We start from the raw sequence: 20,571 nt of genomic DNA on the forward strand, positions 1-20,571 counted from the left end.
ACAACTCCCACGGCTGAACCCATATTTGGCGAACTCTCGGCTACGGTAGTGTGCATTAGTGACAGTTGTCTTAACCCCAGATAGCAGCTGCATTGACGACTAATCTTTCATTAACACAGTGTTGCTGATAACTGCCAACTTACCGGAGGCAGCCAGGGCGGAGCCAGCTGTGTCGGCGGTGTTGGCTGAGGTTTTGTCTCAGCCTACAGCGCAGGACGACTTGAGAGACTGGTGATCTTTGCCAGGCTTTCAAGCGAGGCGGAAGACCGCCCCTCAGGCTGGAGCCGTTCCTCAGAGCAGGCGGAACCCTGGCTGACGCAGGCGCCTGCTTTCAGCAATTTTAGATGTCAAAACACCGTCATTACGGCAATCAGCGCGTTAATTTTAGGTCCAACCTTCAGTTCGAAACTCACAGCGCTTATTCGCCGGAGCGGTTCATGCGCGCGGTCCCGAGCGAATAACTGGTCACGTCTTTAGTGCGCAGCCCGAGTAGCAAAAAAGTCAGCGACCAGACGGTTTCCCGTCCAGTTCACTGACTCGCTTAATGCCTTGGCAAATTCATTTCACTTAAAAGCGCCGACGAATCCAAGCGCCACCGAGCGTGACCAGTAAGGCTGTGACGCCCATCAGACTGGCCGTGGTGGCGTTGGCCTCACGCGTCTGCGGCAACTTGGTGTTGTGCGTGGTCGTGGTGCCAGCCGTTTGGGTCGCCGTGGCTGGAGCGACGTGCTTGGCTTTGGCAGCTGCCTTGGCCTTGGCCGCAGCGGCTTTCTTTGCGGCAGCCTTTTTAGCCGCCTTTTCCTTAGCCGCCTGGTTCTGGTTGGCGTCCTTGTCGGCTTCCTTAGCGGCCTCTTCCTTGGCTTCTTCCTCTTCACGGGCGGCTTCCTCTTCGTCCGTTTCGGTTCCGCCATCAACGTCGATGGTTCCGGTATCTTCATCCGGGTCCTCTTCGTCGGTCTCGTTCACGTCGCCGCTCCCGGAACCGCTGTTGCCGTTAGACGAAGAAACGCTCCCGTTGGCTTGTTCGGAGTATTTACCGTCACCGGTACCGCCGCCCCAACTCATGACGGCTTTATTTCTAAATTTATACCCGGAGTTCGTCAACGTCTCGTCCGTAATCTTGGTGTAGTAATCAATGGCAATCAGGTTGGAAACGGTGTCGGTAAACTCCACATCGAAGCCGGTGGTGCCATTGTATGTAACGTTATAATCCGTACCTTCCGTCAAGGCTGGCTTTTCGCGTTGGTACTGGGTCTTGCTGGTCCAGTGGGCATTGCTGACGGTGAGACCCTCGATCAGTTCCTGGTTGTCGCCAATGGTGTCGACGACCTTCAAGTTCTCCAGATCAACTTCTTGGCGGTTGACCAGGATCGTCCACTTGATGGTCCCGTTGTCTTGAATGACGCCCTTCTTCGACAGGTTGGCCTCGTCCTTGACGATGTTGATGGTCGAAGTACTGCTGCCACCGTTTTCCAGTGGGAAGACCACGTTTTGTTCGCCGTAGTCGTCACCCCGGTATTTGGTCGCCAGGTTCAGCGTCAGCTTGTCGTTGGTCTTGCCCTCCAGCGCGCCGTTCATGGTGATGACCACGCCGGTGTCGGAAACGACCGCCTTGCCAATCACCGTGCCGTCCTGGTCGATCACGTCAAACGTATCCCCGGGTGTCTTGCCCCGCAAATTGGCGGGAAAGTCCAGGGTGATGGTGTCGCCATCGTGAATCGGCGTGTTGCCAAAGTTCAAGTTGTACTGAATGTCGATGGTATCCACGTGCTTGAAATCTGGGCCGTTCGTGACACTAGCAGACGTGGTAAAGTCAGCCCCGTTGTGGGTGGTGGCCGCCTTTGCCGGTGTTGCCGCTTGGCTGACCACCAATACAACGACTAAACTAAGCAAGCCAATCAGCAGTCGCCAAACTTTACTATTTTTAAGCAAAAAAATCCCCTCCCGTAACATTTACGTAATTTGAGTATACGCGCCCGGCCACCCCCTTGACAACCGGTGTCGCCCAACTTTTTAAATAAGTTAGCCGGTTAACGATTTTATCCGTTTTGGCGTAAAATTGGTGCCTGTTCTGGCTATTTTCAGAATCGCCGTAGCTAGGTTGCTGGCGAAAGCACATTCGGGTAGTCTGAGCAATTTGGGGAAGAGGCTCGTGAATTTAACCTTGAACTGTAACGCAATGAAATTGACCAACACGCACTTGGATGAATGGGTGACGTCGCCCTTAAACTTGTCGCACCTGTAAATGACTGGGAGAGACACTCGCTGCCCTTTCCGTTAGGGTCGCTTAGCAGTCGGTCACTTATTCGGCGATTTCATCAGTTGACTGGGGGTTAATGCGACTACCCTGATCTAGGCTCGCGAGCTGTTCTCAAATTTGGCTTTTTTCTTTAAGTCACGTGAGGCTCGCGAATTTAAAGTTGTAGGCTAACGCAACCAATTCGACCAACATGCATTTACAGAGGTGGATGGAATCCACCTTAAACCCTTATAACTATTAGACTCTTTGATATTGGCAAAGACTGCCCTTTTTTTGAGGTTCGCGGAACTATCGGCCACTTACTCGACGATTTCATAAGTTTACTAGCGGTTAATGCGACTACCCTGATCTAGGCTCGCGAGCTGTTCTCAGATTTGGCTTTTTATATTTAAGCCACGTGCGGCTCGCGAATTTAAAGTTGTCGGCTCACACACTTGAGTTAGGTAACACCAGGTACAAGGCAGTCTGACTGTTAGTTTAAAACTAAACCCGTCGCAGTCATCTACAGGTTAACGGGAATTGTATAGTCACCGCGGGTACGGCCACCAGGACCATAGCGCTGCCGTTGCGATGTAAGCGCCGTCCACCGAACAGGTATTATCCAACTCAATCCGCATAGTCGCCATCAACCCTACCCAATCGTTGCGTAACTGATTTTTTCAGGGGGTATTCGCGACGCCGCAGTCTTCGGCGAAGTCGACACGCTCTGGGGTCACGTTATTTCCGCTGATCACGGCAGTTCATTGGCCAAATGACCCGGGGAACGTGCAGAATCTCTCACTAGCAACACTGAAATCGCTATGTGCTAATCTGGCGGGGAAATAATCACGCTCACTGTCATCTCAATTTTTCTAATGTAGGGCCAGAATTCATCATCCCCCACTCTACCGAACAGTTTCTTGACCTCCAGTCAATTCTGTCGTTAATTTTAAAATATCCTTTTGAAGCCATCCGCAGAAATGCCAATGACCACCCCAACTTCTATATTTCGGTTCAGGGGGACCATTCCGGAATTCCGGATTGTCCGTGGATTGGGGGTGAGTTTTAGTTTGAAGTCCTGTTACCTTGGATTCATCAACTCATGTGACCCCTTTTCCGAGTGGTTAACTTGACCAGATCGTTGTCACTTGGACATCCCGGGTTCCCGGGTCCCTCTTTGCCTAAGACCAGACTTTTGATTTGACGGTCGATGACCTGACCAATTCGTTCGTTAACACTGACGCTACCGACCTTGACGCCAACGACGCGGGACAATCCAAGACTGCCGATGACATTGACCTCAAGTCGGTTGACCCATTGACGGTCGAGGATGTGGTTATCTGACAGTGACTGGTCGCTTCTCAACAAACACGTCACGCCAATCAGTGACGCGTCAATCCGCCATCAACACCAGCACACGTCACCATGACTTTTCTCACAAAAAATCAACAATGGGTTTGCAAACCGGGCAACACGCGGTATAGTTATCATGTTGGTCAATGAGGCTGACCCAAGAATAACAACTAAAACGATGAAATGACTCAACTAAAAACGAAAAAAGATGGAGGAAGAACAAAATGAAAAACAACAAATTAAAATCGACCCTGATGTTAATGACCGCAGTTATGGGGTTAAGCATTGCAGTCCCAACCTTTACGAGCGTTGGCAGTGATGTTACTGCTCAAGCCTCAGTTCCCTTCGATACGAGTATGACCCGAGTCAAACATCCAATGAACAGGGACATCCAATTAAGCATTGCATATTGGCTGAACGATAATTTAACTCAAAAGCAAGCAGATTCAGTTCTTGATAAGGTTGATGTCGCATATAGTGATACTTACGCGAAAACAAAATCAGATAAAAAGTCAATGGCTGCTGCTTTTGCAGCATTAAGTAAGTTTACCGGTGTGAAAATTAGTTCTACGGGTCATTACTCTGATAGTGCTAAGATTGACAAATCAAAAGTTAATAAAGCTGTTAAAGCTGGTAATGGTCAAAAGAACTCTTCAGCCGCTGTCGCTTCAATCGTTAAAGCCCATTCAAAGAAAACAACAACTAAGAAAAAATCCACTAAAAAGTCAACGAAGAAAGCCAAAAAAGCTACTAAGAAGGTTTACGCTTTAAAAGCAACGAAGACTTCGAAGAACGCTAAGAAGATTAAGATTACTGGTAAATATAAGGGTAGTAAGACGACTAAGTACGTTCATGTTCACACTTACAAGACCAATAACTGGGTAAAGCTTTCAAAGAAGCGGACTTTCTCAGTTAAAGTTAAGGCTAATCATGCTAAGCACGTCTGGGTTTACGGTGCCAACCGCAAGACTGTCAAGCACAGTCACAAGAAGGCAACCTACAAGTACTCACGAGCATCCAAGAGTACTGTTGCGACTATCAAGGTAGTAAAAGCAGCTGCCAATAAATAATCCCGTATCAACACGACTTTAATTAAATATGACGTCACTATACTCTAGGTTGGCTGAACCAACTGGGGTATTCGTCTTCATTGAAGCAACCACATCGAACGTGGTTGCTTTTTTGATGTCTATAATGACTTGATACCAACACTTGATTACTACAGTGTTGGTATTTTTAGCTTGGTATCAACAACAATCCTCAAATCAATTAATCACTGACTTTAGTTTCATCAGAGGTTAGCCAAAACAAACCGATTCTTTTACGATCGATCGATTAAGTTGTTTAGGGGTTCCCTTGTTTCTTCTAACCGTTGGGGTATCAAGCTGAACGTATCTGTCACTTACCTCAATTTTATTTGAGGTTAAATCAATTATACATAATTAGGGGTGAGAAAATGTTCAATGACAAACGAGAACGTTCAAAATTATTTGACGTCACTCAAGATTCGACTAGACTTCCTAGAGGTTCAGAATCACAAGCACCACGACAAAATCATCAACTCAAGTCTAAGTTAAAGACCCTGAGTCGTTTAGGCCTGGGGGTATCAATCACGGCTCTAGCAGCTGTGTCTTTTCTAGGTATGGCACCATCACAAACAGCCCATGCTGATTTTAGTAAAAAGTCATATAACGGTGTTTCATACTCTGATTTTACAACCTACTTCTCTGAGATTAGTAGTGGTGGTTATGTAAATAATCAGGATTGGTCCGATATTCCAACTAGCAAAAATGTACGCGCGCAATTCTATCCAACTTTCAATAAGAAAACGAAGGTCGACTTCACAGCCGGTTCGCGTGTTGGCAGCATTTCACCAGCCGCACGCGTTAGTGCGGCTATGGTTAAAAACAAGAAGGGTAGCGCCGTCTATTACCACAATGTTGGGAAGTTTAACGGGAAAGTCGTTAGTATGTCGATTACCTTGATGGGTAAACCATACGGTCAAAAGGGTGTAAATACAATTTACTTCTTTACTAATAAGTTAGGCTTATCATTACCGAAGAATCCCGGCAAAGGTTATACGTATGCTGATACTAAAGGGATTTATAACAGCGATACGACAGCAACTCCAAAGAAAAAGAATTTGCATAAAGTTACTGGGGTATCTACTCAGACCACTGGGGCTACTTTTCATATTCACCTGTACTATGAGAAGAGTAAGAAGTCAATTCCACTAGATGACGAAAATCAAGTTGGGATTAACTTTATGGAAATGGAATCGCCCTGGTTCCATGTAGAGGGTAACGGGATTCACTACAGTTATGCACAGCGTATTTTAAGCTTTAGTAAACCGACAATGGCCGGTAACTATGGTGGGACAAAGGCCTCATCAGCCGATATGTCCTTAGCTAAACGCCATGTTTTCGGGATTAAGAAGTCAACTGTTATTAAAAGAAGTGCTATGAATACACTGCAAGACTTTAAGGGTGGCGACCCTCAACAATCGGTTATGGCTAAATACAAGAATGCCACGATTTCTTTTGCATGGCGTGGTCACGCACCCCGTTCAGATATTCTAGAAATCAATGGTGGTAAGTATAAAGTTAAAAAGCCTAAGACACCCAAGCAACCCGCCCCCAAGAAATACGTCGGTCCGCAATCGGGCAAGCCGTCAACCTACTCGGCAACGAAGTCAGCCTTAGCGGATTACACGAAGACGTTCACCTGGAAGATTCAGCAGAAGACGAAGAAGGCGTCCTACTCAGGTAAGGGGTATACCATTACGGATACCTTACCAGGCGGCACGACCATTGCGTCAATCACGGCACCTAAGGGGTGGACTTATACAAAATCAGGTAATAAGGTCACCTTTAAAGCCACGGCCAACGTTTACAAAGCGGCCAAGACTTACAATTTCTATGTTGCCTCCCAAACCACGAAGGCACAAGCCATGAAGCACACCAGCTTCAACAACCATGTCACTGCTAAGCGAAAGGTTTCCTCAAGTAAGTGGCAAACCAAGAATTCCAACACGGCGAAATGGACGTTGAAGAATGAACAGATTAAGGGGTATTTCATTGATTTCGATCACCACGACCATGCCGTGGCACAGGTGTTGACTGAACACGTAAAAAAAGTTTTTCGCTGCGGAGAGTTAGGGGTATTGCCCTTCCCCTAGCCAGTAGAACCGTTTGTGGCACAACTCTCTAAAAACAAAAAGGACGCCCCCGGGTCATCCCCGGAAGCGCCCAGCAGCACACTAGCAGATTCGCGTGCCTAACGTTTGCATTTCCTTCTTCAAATCCAGCTTGGACTTTTCTTCAGCGGTGTATTCAATCATCCCCACCGCGCTGTCCAAGATGCCCGTGTCATCGCGCAAGGATAACTGGTTGAAGACGCGGTCCAAGATCAGGCCGTTGTTCAAGTACAGCTCGGTGTCTGCGTTGGTCCACAGGTTCAAGCCGGCGTTGTTGGTGACGGGAATGTTGTACTTCGGGTCTTGTTGCGTCAGAGCCACAAACTGGAATTTGTCGCCGATGGCACAGCTCCCACCCAACGTGGAGTACTGATTCGAGCCATCATCCAGCGTCAGCAAAAGCACCGTGTCTGGTTGAACGTTTTGGTCTAAATAAGCCTTCGCTGCATCTTTAATTGTGATTTCCATAATCAAGTCCCTCTTTCTACGCCGTTCATAACTACTTAATTGTACACAACTATTTATAACGCATTCCGGCTGAAATGTAAACTGATTGGCTTACTAAAAGAAAGTGCTGTGCCTTGGCCGCGATGCAAAAAGAGCCTGAGGTGTTGTCCCCCAAGCTCTAGTGCCCGAAATTCAAATGGCCAACATGCGGCGCAACAGGTGTTGCCAGGCTTCCAAGCGAACCGGAAGCCCGCTTCCCAGGCTGGAGGTATCCCCCATAGCAGGCGGAATCCCTAGCTGACGCAGGCCTCTGGCCTCATCAGTTAGTGGCCAGAACTTGCCCGTTGCCCCCGCTTACTCGGCCTCGTAACTCTGCTTGACCAGCGCAATCAGCTCGTCTTCGGACAAGTTGAGCTTCTTGGCCTCACTGGTAAAGCCCGCAACGTAGCGCTGGGAAAATTCCGCGCGGCGTTTCTCGCGAATCATTTTCTCGGCGTCGGCGGTGACAAACATCCCCAGTCCGCGCCGCTTCTCCAGCATGCCAGCTGCGACTAGCCGGTTCATCCCTTTGAGCACCGTGGCTGGATTAATATGAAATTCTTTGGACATCTCTGTCGTCGACGGCACCTGCTCGCCCGCCCGGTAAATGCCGGTGAAGATGGCCTCTTCCACTTGCTCGGCCACCTGCAGGTAGATGGGTTCCGGACTATCAAAATTAAAATTCATATTTTTCCCACATTCTTTGTAAACTTGCCTTGTCGGTTACGCGTCCGTGGATTTAGGCAGCACGATTCGCCAGTACAGGCCCAAGGTGATCAGGTAGTAAATGGCGTACAGCCCGATAAAGATCAGGAAGGTCCAGCCAATTCCTTGGTAGGGACTCATCGGGGCTGCCATCAGCGGCTTAAACATTTGTAGACCGAACAAAACATCGATTATCCCCATGATACCAGGAATTAGGAATAAAATCCCGATTTCTTTTGCAATTCCGTGGCGCATCAGGCCGTGACGCACGCCGACCTTGTACAGCATCCGGTAACGTCGTTGGTCGCCGGGCGCGCCGGACAAGATCTTAAACATCAGGCAAGACGCCAACATAGCCAGAAAGGCGATTCCCAAGAAGTAGCCGATGAATTCCAAGCCACCGAAGATACCCAGGACCAGGACAAAGTTTTGGTAGTTGCCGACCGTCATCTGGGCTGGTTGACTGAAGCGCGCCGTTTCCAAACGGTTCAACCGCTTAAGCGTAGGCAGGTCCGCGGCCAGGTGCTTGACGCGCACCGTGGTGACCGTGACCGTTTGACCAGCCTGGCGCTTGAACTGCGCGGCTGACAAGATTTTCGGCGTGTACGCCCCCACCTTGCCCAAAGCCAGGCTGAGGAAGTCGAGGTCCTTGATGCCGGATTTCTTGAATTCGCTAAACGACTGGCGGGACACGTGCTTGGCCATCCCCGCCTTGGTGTAGGCGCGTTGTTCGACCGGTTGGCGTTTCAGCTCGGCGGCGTTGTAGTAGACCGTCTTGCCCTGCCGCTTTTGCGTGTAGGTCGCCGTGTAGGCACTGTCCAGCTGGTCGATCAGCTTTTGTTCGTGGGCGTTCGCATCGTGCACGGCAATCGTGTAGGTCCCCGTCTTCTCCGCCATCAGTGGCAATTGGCGGTGGTAGCCGGAGCCGACCGTGATGGCCCCCAGCGCCATGGCAAACAGCAAGGATACAATCGTCAGCATGCGCGTATAGTTGTGCACCCGGAAATTCAATTGGCCTAACAAGAAGCCGTTCAACCGTTTCTTGGCCCAACTGGTGCGTCGTAACGCCCGGATGATGGTCAAAATCGTCGCCCGGAACAACAAGTACGTCCCCAACGTAATCGTGACCAACGCCAACGGAATCGCCGTCAGCTTCAGGTCGGTGATGGCAGCCATCGCCCAGTAGCCAATGGCCAAGAAGACGATGCCCAGCACGCCTTGAATCAGCTGCCGAACCGGATTGACCTTGGGCTGGTTGGCCAGTTCATCGCTGTGCAGCAATTTCAAAACGGTCGTCCGCGTCAGTCGCACCAAGTTGAACAGCGACGCCAAGATGAATAAGCCGACGTACAGCAGCGCCGTGGCCACGATGGCCGGCAGGTAAACGGCCGTCAAATGGCTCAGGTGTAGACCCAAGGCGTTTAACAAGAAGCCGACTAGAAACTTGCTCATCAGTAACCCCAGGGCAATCCCAATCGCCGTGGCGACGGTCCCTAAGATCAGCGTTTCCAAGAAGACCAATTCACCGACGCGCTTGCGAGTGGCGCCCAGCATCATGAACAATCCGTAGTCGTGTTGCCGCATGCTGAGCAGAAAACTGTTGGCGTACATGATGTAGACCACCGTGATCAAGATCAACAACACGGCCCCGAAGCCAAAGACGGCGCTGGCCGACGAAATGGCCCCGTTGGCCTTAATGAAGGCCTGGTTGGTCGCCAGGTTGGCAAACATATAGAAGATGGCGGCCGACATGGTCAGTCCCGCCAGCAAGACCAAGTAGTCTCGCCGCCGGTTCTTGATCCCGGCCAAAGCTAATTTTCCTAACATCTCGGTTCCCCCTACTCGTTAAACGTGCCCAGTTCATTGAGGACTTGTTGGTAAAATTCGCGCCGATCCTGGTCGCCGCGCCGCAGTTCGGAGCCAATCTGACCGTCCTTGATGAACAGGATACGTTGACAGAAGCTGGCCGAAAACGGATCGTGGGTGACCAGCAAGACGGACATCTGTTGGCGTTCATTGATGGTCGTCAACAGGTCCAGCAATTCCCGCGCGCTGGTCGAATCCAACGCCCCGGTCGGTTCATCCCCCATCAGGATGGCCGGATGATGGACGATGGCCCGCGCCGCTGCGACCCGTTGCTTTTGCCCCCCGGATAATTCCGCCGGGTACTTCTGCAAGAGGTCGGCAATCGACAGAGTCTCCGCCACCTCGTGAATCGCCTGGTCCATTACCTTGGACGGCGTGCCCTTCAAGGCCAGCGGCAGGCCGATGTTTTCCTCGGCCGTCAGGCTTTCCAGCAGGTTGAAGTCTTGGAAAATGAAGCCGACTTCCTGCGCCCGAAAATCTGCCAGCTGGTTACCGCGCATCTGCGTGACGTCGTGGCCATTGACCACCACGTTGCCCTTGGTCGGTGTATCCAGCGTTGATAACATATTTAATAACGTGGTCTTCCCCGAACCGGACGCCCCCATGATGCCGACGAATTCGCCCGCCGCGACCGTAAAGTTCAGGCCCTTCAAGGCCGTGTATTGCCGCTCATTGGGCTTGCCATACGTTTTTTCCAGGTCACTGACACTGACCACTGTATTGGTTGTCATGTTAAAATCCCCCGCTCGTTAGTGTGTTAGTTAGTTACTTGTGTAATTAACTATAACGGTTCTTGGAAAATTGTCAATCCTTTTTTAATCGAACGTGTTTGAACATTTCTGTACCCAACTGGTGGAAAGCTTTCGGCACCCCTGTTCAGCCCATTTTCTCCCAGCAAGTCCGCCCACCCCCGTGACGGTTTCGCCCCGGTGAAGGCTGAGACGTGAATTCTCGACCTGTTTTGTGTACACTTAAAGGGTACAGTTGTTTGACATTTTGTAAGCAAAGGAGTTTTTTCAATGAAACAGTTACGCTTAGGCGGCACTGACTGGGAAGCCTCTGCCGTTGCATTGGGCATCATGCGCATGGCCACGTTGTCAGTCGATGATGCCGCCAAGGCCTTACAAGCCGCCCATGAAGCCGGGATTACCTACATCGACTCCGCCGACATTTACGGCGACGGGCAATCCGAAAAGGTCTTCAAGGAAGCACTGGCCAAGTCTGGCTTGTCGCGCAACGACTTTTACATTCAATCCAAGGGCGGCATCGTCTTGGATCAAAGCCGCAGCCACGATGGCCTGGTCTTCGGGAAACGCTACGACTTTTCCAAGCAACACCTGCTGGACGCCGTCGATGGAATCTTGGAACGGACCGGGTTAGACTACCTGGACGCCTTTTTGCTGCACCGGCCGGACCCACTGATGGAACCCGCAGAGGTCGCCGACGCCTTCAACACCCTGCAACGGTCAGGGAAGGTGCGCCACTTTGGGGTTTCCAACTTCAACGTGCAACAATACGAAATGGTGCAAGAAGCTGTGGACCAAAAGTTAATGTTCAACCAATTACAATTTAGCGTGGCCCACGCCCAAATGATTACTGAAGGCCTACGCGTCAACATGGACGATTCCCCAGCCGTCACGGACGGTGGCATGCTAGAATTCGCCCGGCGCAAGCACGTGACCATCCAAGCCTGGTCCCCATTCCAATACGGGTTGTTCGAAGGCATGTTCATCAACGATCCGAAGTTCCCTGAATTAAACGACAAGCTGCAAGCCCTAGCCGACAAGTACGGCGTTTCCAAGAATGGGATTGCGACTGCCTGGATTCTGCGGCACCCAGCCAACGTTCAAGTCCTGCTGGGCACCATGAACCCTGAACACATCAAGGATAGCGCGGCCGGAGCCGACGTTAACCTGACGAAGCAGGAGTGGTACGACATCTACTTCGCTGCCGGCAACTACCTGCCTTAACAGCCGATTTAAATCTTAATTTCAACGCACGGCGCTGACTCGCTGGTTTTTCCAGTTGGTCGGCGCCGTTTTTTTAACTCTAAATGACTTAGACCCGTGCCTGCGGCTGCCAGGGGTTCCGCCTGCTATGGGGGACACCTCCAGCCCAAGAGCGGGCTTCCGGTTCGCTTGAAAGCCTCGCAAAACCGCGAGTCTCCCAAGTCGCCCCACGCTGTAGGCTGAGAAAAGACCTCAGCCAACACCGTCGACACAGCTAGCTCCACCCCTGGCCTCCTCCGGCAGAGCGGCGCATTCCCGTTAAAACAGGCGTACCGCCGCTATGACAATCATATCAACGCTAATTTGCTGATAAGATTTCCCGCTAACCTGCTCTGTCGGAAAATAAAAATCTGCGGTCTTGGATTGGTCATTAATCCCATCACACCAAGGCCGCAACACCTTGGAAAAAAATTTTACAAAAAGGGGTTGCCATTTTCTATTTTGGTGGTAAACTGAAGTTGTTCTTGAGGGCGAGTAAGTACTCGCTCGAAGATATGGAAAGGGGATTTTAATCATGTTTACCACTATTTTTTGGATTCTTGCCGCTTGGTTAGTTGTTAACGGCGTTTGGACTTGTTTTGCGACTGGCAACCAAGAGTTGATGAAATGGTTTGGTTGGATCAACGTGGTTGCAATCATCTTGGGCTTCTGGGTCTTCTACGGCGCGGCTAGCGTGGCCGTTTTGACTGGCTGGTTCACCGCGGTCAACTGGATCAATGTCGTCCTAGCCATCATCCAGTTCTACCTGGCTTACCGCAAAGCCGGGACTACCCACACTGCCTAAAGATTACCCTTCACCCCTAATCAACGCCAAAAGCCGGACTGTCCTGGACACAGACAGACCGGCTTTTTGGGTATCGTGGGTTGGTGTTGGGCCTAGTAATCCCCTCTCACACTGGTAAGATAGTAGGAGAGTGGGCCAAAAGGCGGTTAGCTGGCGAGCATTAAGGCTGATACGTGAATAATCCCGGTTTGAGATTGTTTGCTTATCAGTTTTAAACGGAACCAGCTGCCTGTTGGCGCACGTTTCGGCTATTTAAAGTTGGTGTCGACATTGCGCTTACTGGCCGCCTACCGTTCGCCAAATATGGGTTGGAACGCTGGGGCGAAAGGCTTCTCATGTCAGCAACGTTTCCCACAGCATCAGCGCCCTTCGATTAACGTAACCCCTGATTTAACAATTTCAATCCAAACAAGTCAATTTCATATCCGTCACATTCAGAAAAGGTGGTAGTTTCATGCCCAATAAAAAAATCTTAGACGAGTTCCCCGAGGTCATTCAGGCCAACCCGGACCTCACGCAAAAACAAAAAGACGTCTTGATCACCAGCATTCAACTCTTCGCGGAACAAGGCTATGCCAATACCAGCACCCGGCAGATTGCCGCGGCGGCGCACCAATCCGAAGGCACGATGTTCAAGTATTTCAAATCCAAGGCCAACATCTTACGGGCGGCCTTGGAGCCGATCATTCACGAGATCATCCCCGATGTCGAAGCGGAGTTCAAGCGCGAAACGCTCAACCACCCCGCTGCCAACCTGCACGACTTTCTCGACTTCTTCGTCCGCAACCGCATGGCCTTTGCCGCCAACAACCAAGATGCCATCAAGGTCTTCTTTAGCGAACTGCTCTACAACGAAACGTTGCGAACCCAATTTATCGAAACGGCGCGCAACGAACTGATTGCCGCCTTCAAGGACACGATTTTGACGCTACAGAAAAATCACATCATCATCGACTGGCCGTTCAACGAGATTTTTCGCTACATGATTGCCGTCGTCGTGGGCTACGTGCTCGACCGCTACGTGCTCTTCCCCGACCGCGATTGGGACGATGACGTTGAAGCTACCTATTTGGTCGCCGAACTGGAAAAAGTTTTACAGCCCTAGTCATTGGCACTTACGGGGTATCTTGTAACCGCCATTCTAGCGTGCCATGATACTGGCCGGCTAGCGTGTCGCTGTTGATGGTCAACAGTGGGCCCGTGTCGGCTTGCCAGTGGCCGCTCACGTCGACCAGGTCCGCATCACTTTGCGTGGTGTGCGTCGCAATCAACGTGTCACTGGCGCTGATGGGCTGGCTCTGGTTGCCCCACGCAAACCACAGTTGCCCGCTTAACAGTTGGCCGGTGGTCGTTTGAAACGCTTCTCGTTGGCGCACCAGCAATTTCCAATGTTGTTGGGGTCCCCGCTCATCCGCAACACTGAGCCGCCAGTCGGGTTGGCGGTGGATGCGTTGCGCGCTCCCGGTCAATTGGGTCGTCACAAAGTCCGCCTGATTAGAAACCTCGGCAAAGCCCAGGGTGCCGGGCCCCCGCTTCAAGGTGAGGGTCACGGGATTGGACGTGGTGACCGCATCGTGGCGATCGACGGCTTGAAGGACCAATTGGTTGTCGCCAACCCGCAACCGCTCGGCCGGCAACGTGAGCGCCAGCGTCCCCACTGGTTGCCCCGCTGGCCACGTCGCCTGCAACGCATCGACGGGTAGCGCCTGGCCGTTGAGTCGCCCGCGCACCTGGTAATTGGCCAGCTCATCGACGGCAAAGGGCTGGCCCTGATTGGTCAATTGGAGCCGCAGCCGAGCATCCTCATGATGGCCCAGCTGTTGAGTCGCGGGCCCCAGATTAGTCAACTTGAGTCCCACGGCGGCCTGAATCTGTACGCGGGGCAGCGGCAGTTGCGTTTGGTAGTTTGGCCCGTAGAACCGCGCGTTGACAGCGGCGATGGGCACATTGTGGCTGACGGACGGCACGGTCCCCGTGACTGTCACCGTGGCCTGATGATGGGTGGCGTCTAGCTTTTGACGCCAGGTCTTGTGAAGCGTGACGGCTTGCATTTCCGCTGCGCTGAAGGGTTCACTGATGGGACCGCCGTTGTAGCTAACGCCCCCGCCAGTCACCTGTAGCGGTTGCGGCAACGGGATGTCCATGGTCAACGGCTGGATGTCTTGCTGACTGGTCGCGGCATCGTAGTCAAACGTGTAGCGATACGTCAGCTGGTCGCCCGGTGCCACGCGACTGTCGGTCGTGAGCTGTTGGTGGGTCGTGGTATTGGTCAACGTGGCCGTGGCGTTCACCTGGCCCAGCGTGTCGGAACTGTCGATCAGGACCAGGCCATTTTCGCTTCGTTGCGCGTCGGTCGATCCGGTGACACCCCAGTAGACATTCGGTCTAGCCGCCGTCGCCCCGAGCTTGCTGGGGTCAACGGCCACGGTGTCTTGGACGACATCCATGCCAAAGCGAGCCGCATTCGTTCGCGCATCGCGGTCGTTGTAGCGGTAGGTCATCTGCTTTTCGGCAGCGTTCCACGAAAGCGAGAGGTGGTGCCACTGGCCGTCGGCGAAGTTGGCGACAGCCTTGGGTTGGGTGTGGTTGAGTCTCGAATAGTAGTTCCCATTCCCCAGCTGTTGATAAGTTGTCGCCAGACCGGGGTAACCACTCCCGATGTGCATGCCGTCACGAACGATTTCACCGCTATCAAACGCATCGGCCGCCCCAAACTGGGGATTGCGATTGACGTGGGTATCAAATTCCAGCGCCCAACTGTTCTCAATGGCGGTCATGGCCACAATGTCGCTCCCATGGCCCCCGCGGTCATTGCCCCACACGCCTAGGGCCTCACCGCCGCCAGCGATGGCCCAGGCTTTATCGGCAGAATTCTGTAAGACAAAGGCCATTCCCTCGGCTGCGGCCGCCCCCTTATTTCCAAAGTACAGCCACATCGAAATATCAGTATCCTGGCTGGTATCAAACTGATTATTCATCCGCGTTAGCCCCGTTTTCGACCAAATCGCCCCGGCCTGCACATCCTTAGTGGTCGGATTGTCCCGCGTAATCTGGGCAATGGACTGGTCGACCAACGGCGAGTCAATCAGCTTGGTGAAGTTATCCTCACCACTGATTGAAAATAAATTATCTAATGGAATCCCCTGGGGCGCCGTCGCCACGGCATGTTGTAGGTCTGCGTCGCCAACGGCTTTAGTCGCCGCTTGACCAGTCACTGTCCCGGTCAGTAGGCCAGCACCAGCGATTAGCCCCATTAACCATTGCTTTCGCATCGTGGTTCCTCCTCATCTTAAGTCGGCATTCATGATTCGGAGTATACCCAAGCCCAGTCATTATCACAATTTAAATTTATCGTTATAATTATTTAAATATTATATTCTTTATAAATGGCCGTATTCCCGCTACACCGCGGATAGTTGCACCCCGACAACTGCTGGGGACCTTTACCAACGTTATCCCGCGGTGGTATCAGGTTTCTGGTCACCGTCGTCCCGAACAGGCACCCCCAAGCGTCCCTAAAAAGTCCCCCCACACCAAAAACCACCGACAATCACTTTTCGAAGGATTGCCGGTGGTTTTTGACCAGTCGTTGCACTGGTAAGCATTTAACTTAATATTGGTTAAACTTGTGAATCAAGCGTTTGACCGGCCGTGCCAACCGAATCAGCCACAGCGTCAGGCCAATGCTCAAGGCGACCATGCCGGCCCCGAAGAGTGGCGTCCAGCCCAGGCCGAGGTGACTGGTCACCTGACCGCCGATACCGGAGCCCAGCGCAATGCCGACGTTGAAGGCCGCGATATTTAGCGCCGAGGCCATGGTGATGTCTTGCGGCGTGTATTTTTCTGCCAGCTGAACGATGTACAGTTGGAGACCAGGCACGTTCATGAAGGCAAAGAACCCCATGACCAGGACCGTCAGGAGGCCCAGCCACTGACTATTGGCGGTCACGGACAAGACCAGCAGCGTGACGAAGAGGCCGGTGAACATTTTCAACAAGGCTGCGAGTGGCTTGGCGTTGGCCCAGCGACCGCCCATGGTGTTGCCCAAGGCGACCATCAGCCCGTAAACGACCAAAATCACCACGACGGCGCTGGCGGACCAGCCCATCTTTTGTTCCAGCAGTGGAGACAGGTAGGTGTAGGCCACAAAGGTGCCGCCATAGCCCAACGCGGTCACTAACAAGGCGACCAGCAGTTGGGGATTGCCCAAGACCCGCAGAATGCCGCGGGCTGTCGCCTTGCTAGGCAACGGCAGGTTGCGAGGCACCAGCAGGAAGTCTGCTAATAACCCCAGCACCCCGATGAGGCTGATGAAGATAAATGACCACCGCCAGCCCCCCAGCTGACCGATCATGGTCCCCAGTGGCACGCCAGTCACGGTGGCGACCGTCAGTCCCGTAAACATCACCGCGATGGCCGAGGCCCGCTTGGACGGCGCCACAACATCGGCCGCAATCACGGACGCCACGGTCATGAAGATGCCGTGAGCCAGTGCCGCAATTACCCGTCCCGCCAGTAAGATACTAAAGACTGGGGCGAAGGCGGCGACTAAATTGCCGAGAATAAACAGTAACATGATGATAACCATCAAGGTGTGCCGGTTGATCTGTCCAGTCAGGAGCGTCATGACCGGCGCGCCGACCATAATGCCCAAGGCGTAGACGGATACCGTTAACCCCGCCTGCGCTAAACTAACGTGAAAACTCTGAACTAATAAGGGCATGAGCCCCACACTGATGAACTCCGTGGAGCCGATGGCAAAGGCACTGATGGCCAACGCCAAAAGCGTCATCGCCGGTGAAATTTTTTTAGTCATAATGACCTCCCTGGTTTTTGGTTGCTTACGTGATAGATAATGATTATACTGGTTAGCAACCCAGGCACAAGAACCGACTTTAAAGTGCCCTACCCACCAAAAGGTAATAATTGAACAGGAGGCCGTTTCATGCCCACAAAAACTTATCACATTGGCGTCGAAGCCACGATGGAAATCATTGGCGGCAAGTGGAAATCCATTATTTTATGTCATCTGCGCCACCACACCATGCGCACCGGAGAATTGGCCCGAGCCATCCCGCAAATTTCGCAAAAAATGTTGACACAACAGCTCCGCGAACTGGAAGCGGCGAACATCGTCGCCCGACGCGTGTACAAGCAGGTGCCGCCCAAGGTCGAATACTCGTTGACAGACTATGGCCAGTCGCTATCCGGCATTCTGCACGAGCTGTGCGTCTGGGGCGAGGACAACATCGACCGCCGCGAGGCCGCTGGCGAGTCCATCACCCTCCTCAGCCGCGACGACGTATAGCTGGCCAAGTGTGTTCACTTCCGCCTACCGTGGAAATTGTAGAAATCAGTCTCCTGCGGCTGCCAATGAGGGAGCCTGCTAGTTTTCGGCTTCGTGGCGTAACTGATGACAGGCTTGTGGAAAATTTCTCACCTGTCATCAACGACGGCATTGCGGGCCAATCACCAACGCAGCCGAGAGTGGTGCTAAATATGAGCTCAGCCGTGCGATTCCCTTAGCAGCGCTTTTCGGCGTCTTTGAGACGGGAGGCTGCGGCTCAAAGCGAGGGACGAGACCGCCCTTTGGCTCGCCCGTTCGCCACCGCGTTCCGGCTCATATTTAGCACTACGGTAGGCGGAACGCGGTGGCCATTATCGCCGTCCTAGCGGCATTCTCAACGTTTCCTAAGTCAAACCTAAGAAATTCACAGGCAACCTTTAGCGTGCGTTCAAGCTCTTCGCGCTGGCAGATGGTATAACTAATATATCGAAAGCGAAACGCCAAACAATTTGAGGAGTGGTGACCATGACTAATTTAAAAACGATGATGACGAAGGTAATGCTGGGTGCGATGACGGTGACGACCTTACTGGCAACGTCCGCTGGGGCTTCGGCCGCGACGACGACCACGACGCCGGCACCAGCCGTAGCGCAACCAACCGTGGCCTTAAAGAAGCAAGCGCAACCGGAAATTCGGCCCACGACCATTAAACTACACAAGCACGTCACGACGACGCAAATCTCCAGTCAGGTGCAAACGGCGGTCGATGCCAGTGCCCTGAATCTCGACCAGCAGCATCATGACGGCCAACTCAAATAAGTAACCGCTTAGTCCGCTGAGCGCCTAACCCCTGCGCTGCATGACTACCCCTTCATCCCTTGTCTATTTTTTAACGGCCACCCCTCCCCCTCAAAATGACTGGCCGTTTGCGAAATTCCTCTCAACCTAAAGATGCCAAAGCCCCTGACCAGTAGATTGCGCCGGTCAGGGGCTTTGGTTTGTATTAAAAAAGCCACTCTCCATGAGTGGCTTTTGCAAAACAACCTCACCGGATACATCATCGTCCGGTAACTTTTAATTTAACTTGCTGCAAGCCATTCGGCGCCCCCCACAAACACGACTCACTCAGTCTGCGGCCGGTCCCCGTTTCGCGCGTTCCCGCGTCAAAATATCACCGATCAAGCGGGCCAGCGTGATGGTTTTCATCTGCGCTTCGGCCGCCGTTTGGACCTCGGCGTAGGCCGCCCGCAAGGTATCCTGAATGTTGCCACCCACGATGCAGTGTGGGTTGGTCTTGTCGTCAACGTGCAACAGGTTGCCGGTGCCCTCGACCGCTTGGTAAATGTCAAAGAGGGAAATGGCTGCTGGCTGCCGCGCTAACTTGGGCGTTGCCGACCCTTGCTGCGTCGCCAACAGGCCCGCCCGCCGCAACGCGCCCATCAGGCGTCGCACCAGCGCGGGATTGGATTCCACGCTGGCCGCAATCGCCGTGCTCGACAAATCACCATCATGACAAATGGCAATGTACGCCAAAATATGAACCGCATCACTTAATTTATGCGAGTAACGCACAAGCAGACCCCCTTCACCAGTATTCATCGAACCATTATACCCGCTTAACTTTTAGCTGCAAGGGCTGCCGTCAAAAAGTCCGGCAGCGATTGGGCGGGGTGGCCCATGATTTGCCGATAATCGTCTGTGACCGTGGCCAGTAAGCCCTTGGCCCCGCCGGCATACATCGACGCCAGCATGTGGCCCTCGTGCCCCTGGTCATACATCGTGGCAAATTGGGCCAATGTGACCGGCGCGTAACTGATGGCTTCTCCGGAGACTTGGCTGAGCACCTGGGCCAGCGCTGGCATGGTGTAAGAACGTTCCTGCGTCAGCGTGTAAACGGGTTTCGTCCACAGCCGCGGCGTGACGGCGACCTGCGCAAAGGCGGCCGCACTGTCGGCCAGACTAATGAAGCTCAACGACGCGTCTCCCACCGGGTAGATGACGTTGTGGCGGTCAATCAACTCGGGCAGATACGGCACCAGCGGATCGGCGTATAGGGCATTGCGCAAAATGGTGTATGACAACCCCGATGCCGCCAAGCGCCGCGGCACGTAGCCGTAGAACGCCGACAGGTCAAACGGATTATCGGCCTGGTCAGCGATGAAGCCCATGACGATTAGATGACGGACTTGCGCCGTTTGCGCGGCCGCAATCACATTTTCAAACTCCGTGACCCGGCTGAAACTATCATGGCTCTTGCTGGGCACGTAAATGGCCACGTCGGCATCTCGCAGGCTGGCCACCAGGCTATCAGCCTCGCGATAATCCAGCGGCAAAACGGTCATCCCCTGCTTCGCAAACGTCTGGGCCTTGGCTGGGGTGTGGACCCCGAGGGTGATTTCAGTCGCGGACACGCGCTGCGCCAGTTGGTCGACGATTTGGCTACCTAAATGGCCGGTCGCACCGGTAATCACATATTTCATTTGGCAAAACTCCCTTACTTTTTGATGTTACTTTTATTGTTACATGGATGGTGACTGCTTACAAACATTTTGACTCATTTCCCAGCATATTAAGCGCTTTCTGTTAAGTAAAAGAATATAATAAGGATTAGGTAATTAAGCCTAAAATATTTTCACTAAGGAGTGA

16 protein-coding genes are annotated in these 20,571 nt (G+C 52.6%); 7 read left to right on the forward strand and 9 right to left on the reverse strand.

Annotation, left to right across the window (positions count from 1 at the left end; all coding sequences use genetic code 11):
- Positions 1-567 precede the first annotated feature (567 nt).
- A complete protein-coding gene (locus LKH74_RS05200) occupies positions 568-1,932 on the reverse strand; it encodes a collagen binding domain-containing protein (RefSeq protein WP_287708550.1) in 1,365 nt (454 codons plus the stop codon).
- Positions 1,933-3,816: 1,884 nt separating this feature from the next.
- On the opposite strand from LKH74_RS05200, the gene LKH74_RS05205 reads away from it, so the two are divergent.
- Positions 3,817-4,662: a hypothetical protein gene (locus LKH74_RS05205; protein WP_287708551.1), complete on the forward strand. Its 846-nt coding sequence runs from the start codon at positions 3,817-3,819 to the stop codon at positions 4,660-4,662.
- Positions 4,663-5,048: 386 nt separating this feature from the next.
- Positions 5,049-6,770 carry a hypothetical protein gene (locus LKH74_RS05210; RefSeq protein ID WP_287708552.1) on the forward strand — a complete coding sequence of 574 codons (1,722 nt, stop codon included), beginning with the start codon at positions 5,049-5,051 and terminating at the stop codon, positions 6,768-6,770.
- An 81-nt stretch (positions 6,771-6,851) separates the two neighbouring features.
- Here the strand turns inward: LKH74_RS05210 and LKH74_RS05215 are convergent, their stop codons facing one another.
- From LKH74_RS05215 to LKH74_RS05230, 4 genes are all read right to left on the reverse strand, one after another.
- Positions 6,852-7,256 carry an iron-sulfur cluster biosynthesis family protein gene (locus tag LKH74_RS05215; RefSeq protein WP_125576434.1) on the reverse strand — a complete coding sequence of 135 codons (405 nt, stop codon included), beginning with the start codon at positions 7,254-7,256 and terminating at the stop codon, positions 6,852-6,854.
- A 333-nt stretch (positions 7,257-7,589) separates the two neighbouring features.
- Positions 7,590-7,961 carry a GntR family transcriptional regulator gene (locus tag LKH74_RS05220; RefSeq protein ID WP_135367355.1) on the reverse strand — a complete coding sequence of 124 codons (372 nt, stop codon included), beginning with the start codon at positions 7,959-7,961 and terminating at the stop codon, positions 7,590-7,592.
- A 36-nt stretch (positions 7,962-7,997) separates the two neighbouring features.
- Entirely contained in the window at positions 7,998-9,806 is a 1,809-nt protein-coding gene (locus tag LKH74_RS05225) for an FtsX-like permease family protein (RefSeq protein ID WP_287708553.1), read from the reverse strand.
- An 11-nt stretch (positions 9,807-9,817) separates the two neighbouring features.
- Positions 9,818-10,576 carry an ABC transporter ATP-binding protein gene (locus LKH74_RS05230; protein ID WP_135367353.1) on the reverse strand — a complete coding sequence of 253 codons (759 nt, stop codon included), beginning with the start codon at positions 10,574-10,576 and terminating at the stop codon, positions 9,818-9,820.
- 288 nt (positions 10,577-10,864) lie between these two features.
- On the opposite strand from LKH74_RS05230, the gene LKH74_RS05235 reads away from it, so the two are divergent.
- The 3 genes from LKH74_RS05235 (at position 10,865) to LKH74_RS05245 (ending at position 13,743) form a co-directional block, all read left to right on the forward strand.
- On the forward strand, positions 10,865-11,815 hold the full coding sequence (locus LKH74_RS05235; protein WP_287708554.1) for an aldo/keto reductase: 951 nt from the start codon (positions 10,865-10,867) through the stop codon (positions 11,813-11,815).
- A 553-nt stretch (positions 11,816-12,368) separates the two neighbouring features.
- A complete protein-coding gene (locus tag LKH74_RS05240) occupies positions 12,369-12,638 on the forward strand; it encodes a hypothetical protein (RefSeq protein WP_287708555.1) in 270 nt (89 codons plus the stop codon).
- 454 nt (positions 12,639-13,092) lie between these two features.
- On the forward strand, positions 13,093-13,743 hold the full coding sequence (locus LKH74_RS05245; protein ID WP_287708556.1) for a TetR/AcrR family transcriptional regulator: 651 nt from the start codon (positions 13,093-13,095) through the stop codon (positions 13,741-13,743).
- Between the two features lie 10 nt (positions 13,744-13,753).
- Here the strand turns inward: LKH74_RS05245 and LKH74_RS05250 are convergent, their stop codons facing one another.
- The gene (locus LKH74_RS05250) at positions 13,754-15,910 is read right to left on the reverse strand and encodes a lectin-like domain-containing protein (protein WP_287708557.1); all 2,157 of its coding nucleotides are present in this window, start codon (positions 15,908-15,910) and stop codon (positions 13,754-13,756) included.
- Between the two features lie 338 nt (positions 15,911-16,248).
- On the reverse strand, positions 16,249-17,604 hold the full coding sequence (locus LKH74_RS05255) for an MFS transporter (protein WP_287708558.1): 1,356 nt from the start codon (positions 17,602-17,604) through the stop codon (positions 16,249-16,251).
- Between LKH74_RS05255 and LKH74_RS05260 the strand changes: the two genes are divergently transcribed.
- Positions 17,584-17,946 carry a winged helix-turn-helix transcriptional regulator gene (locus LKH74_RS05260; RefSeq protein ID WP_287708559.1) on the forward strand — a complete coding sequence of 121 codons (363 nt, stop codon included), beginning with the start codon at positions 17,584-17,586 and terminating at the stop codon, positions 17,944-17,946. The two genes, LKH74_RS05255 and LKH74_RS05260, sit on opposite strands and share 21 nt — an antisense overlap.
- Before the next feature lie 504 nt (positions 17,947-18,450).
- Positions 18,451-18,744: a hypothetical protein gene (locus tag LKH74_RS05265; protein ID WP_287708560.1), complete on the forward strand. Its 294-nt coding sequence runs from the start codon at positions 18,451-18,453 to the stop codon at positions 18,742-18,744.
- A gap of 306 nt (positions 18,745-19,050) precedes the next feature.
- Here LKH74_RS05265 and LKH74_RS05270 read toward each other — a convergent pair whose 3' ends face one another.
- Positions 19,051-19,497 (reverse strand): Rrf2 family transcriptional regulator, encoded by a 447-nt coding sequence (locus LKH74_RS05270; protein WP_135367345.1) that lies wholly within the window; start codon positions 19,495-19,497, stop codon positions 19,051-19,053.
- Between the two features lie 44 nt (positions 19,498-19,541).
- The gene (locus LKH74_RS05275; RefSeq protein ID WP_287708561.1) at positions 19,542-20,405 is read right to left on the reverse strand and encodes an SDR family oxidoreductase; all 864 of its coding nucleotides are present in this window, start codon (positions 20,403-20,405) and stop codon (positions 19,542-19,544) included.
- Positions 20,406-20,571: the final 166 nt, after the last annotated feature.

The organism is Levilactobacillus sp., assembly GCF_022646225.1.
Taxonomy (GTDB): domain Bacteria; phylum Bacillota; class Bacilli; order Lactobacillales; family Lactobacillaceae; genus Levilactobacillus; species Levilactobacillus suantsaiihabitans.

Coding starts and splice junctions, on each gene's coding strand:
- LKH74_RS05205 (WP_287708551.1), top strand. CDS start 3,817: ATGAAAAACAACAAATTAAAATCGACCCTGATGTTAATGACCGCAGTT.
- LKH74_RS05210 (WP_287708552.1), top strand. CDS start 5,049: ATGTTCAATGACAAACGAGAACGTTCAAAATTATTTGACGTCACTCAA.
- LKH74_RS05215 (WP_125576434.1), bottom strand. CDS start 7,256: ATGGAAATCACAATTAAAGATGCAGCGAAGGCTTATTTAGACCAAAAC.
- LKH74_RS05220 (WP_135367355.1), bottom strand. CDS start 7,961: ATGAATTTTAATTTTGATAGTCCGGAACCCATCTACCTGCAGGTGGCC.
- LKH74_RS05225 (WP_287708553.1), bottom strand. CDS start 9,806: ATGTTAGGAAAATTAGCTTTGGCCGGGATCAAGAACCGGCGGCGAGAC.
- LKH74_RS05230 (WP_135367353.1), bottom strand. CDS start 10,576: ATGACAACCAATACAGTGGTCAGTGTCAGTGACCTGGAAAAAACGTAT.
- LKH74_RS05235 (WP_287708554.1), top strand. CDS start 10,865: ATGAAACAGTTACGCTTAGGCGGCACTGACTGGGAAGCCTCTGCCGTT.
- LKH74_RS05240 (WP_287708555.1), top strand. CDS start 12,369: ATGTTTACCACTATTTTTTGGATTCTTGCCGCTTGGTTAGTTGTTAAC.
- LKH74_RS05245 (WP_287708556.1), top strand. CDS start 13,093: ATGCCCAATAAAAAAATCTTAGACGAGTTCCCCGAGGTCATTCAGGCC.
- LKH74_RS05250 (WP_287708557.1), bottom strand. CDS start 15,910: ATGCGAAAGCAATGGTTAATGGGGCTAATCGCTGGTGCTGGCCTACTG.
- LKH74_RS05260 (WP_287708559.1), top strand. CDS start 17,584: ATGCCCACAAAAACTTATCACATTGGCGTCGAAGCCACGATGGAAATC.
- LKH74_RS05265 (WP_287708560.1), top strand. CDS start 18,451: ATGACTAATTTAAAAACGATGATGACGAAGGTAATGCTGGGTGCGATG.
- LKH74_RS05275 (WP_287708561.1), bottom strand. CDS start 20,405: ATGAAATATGTGATTACCGGTGCGACCGGCCATTTAGGTAGCCAAATC.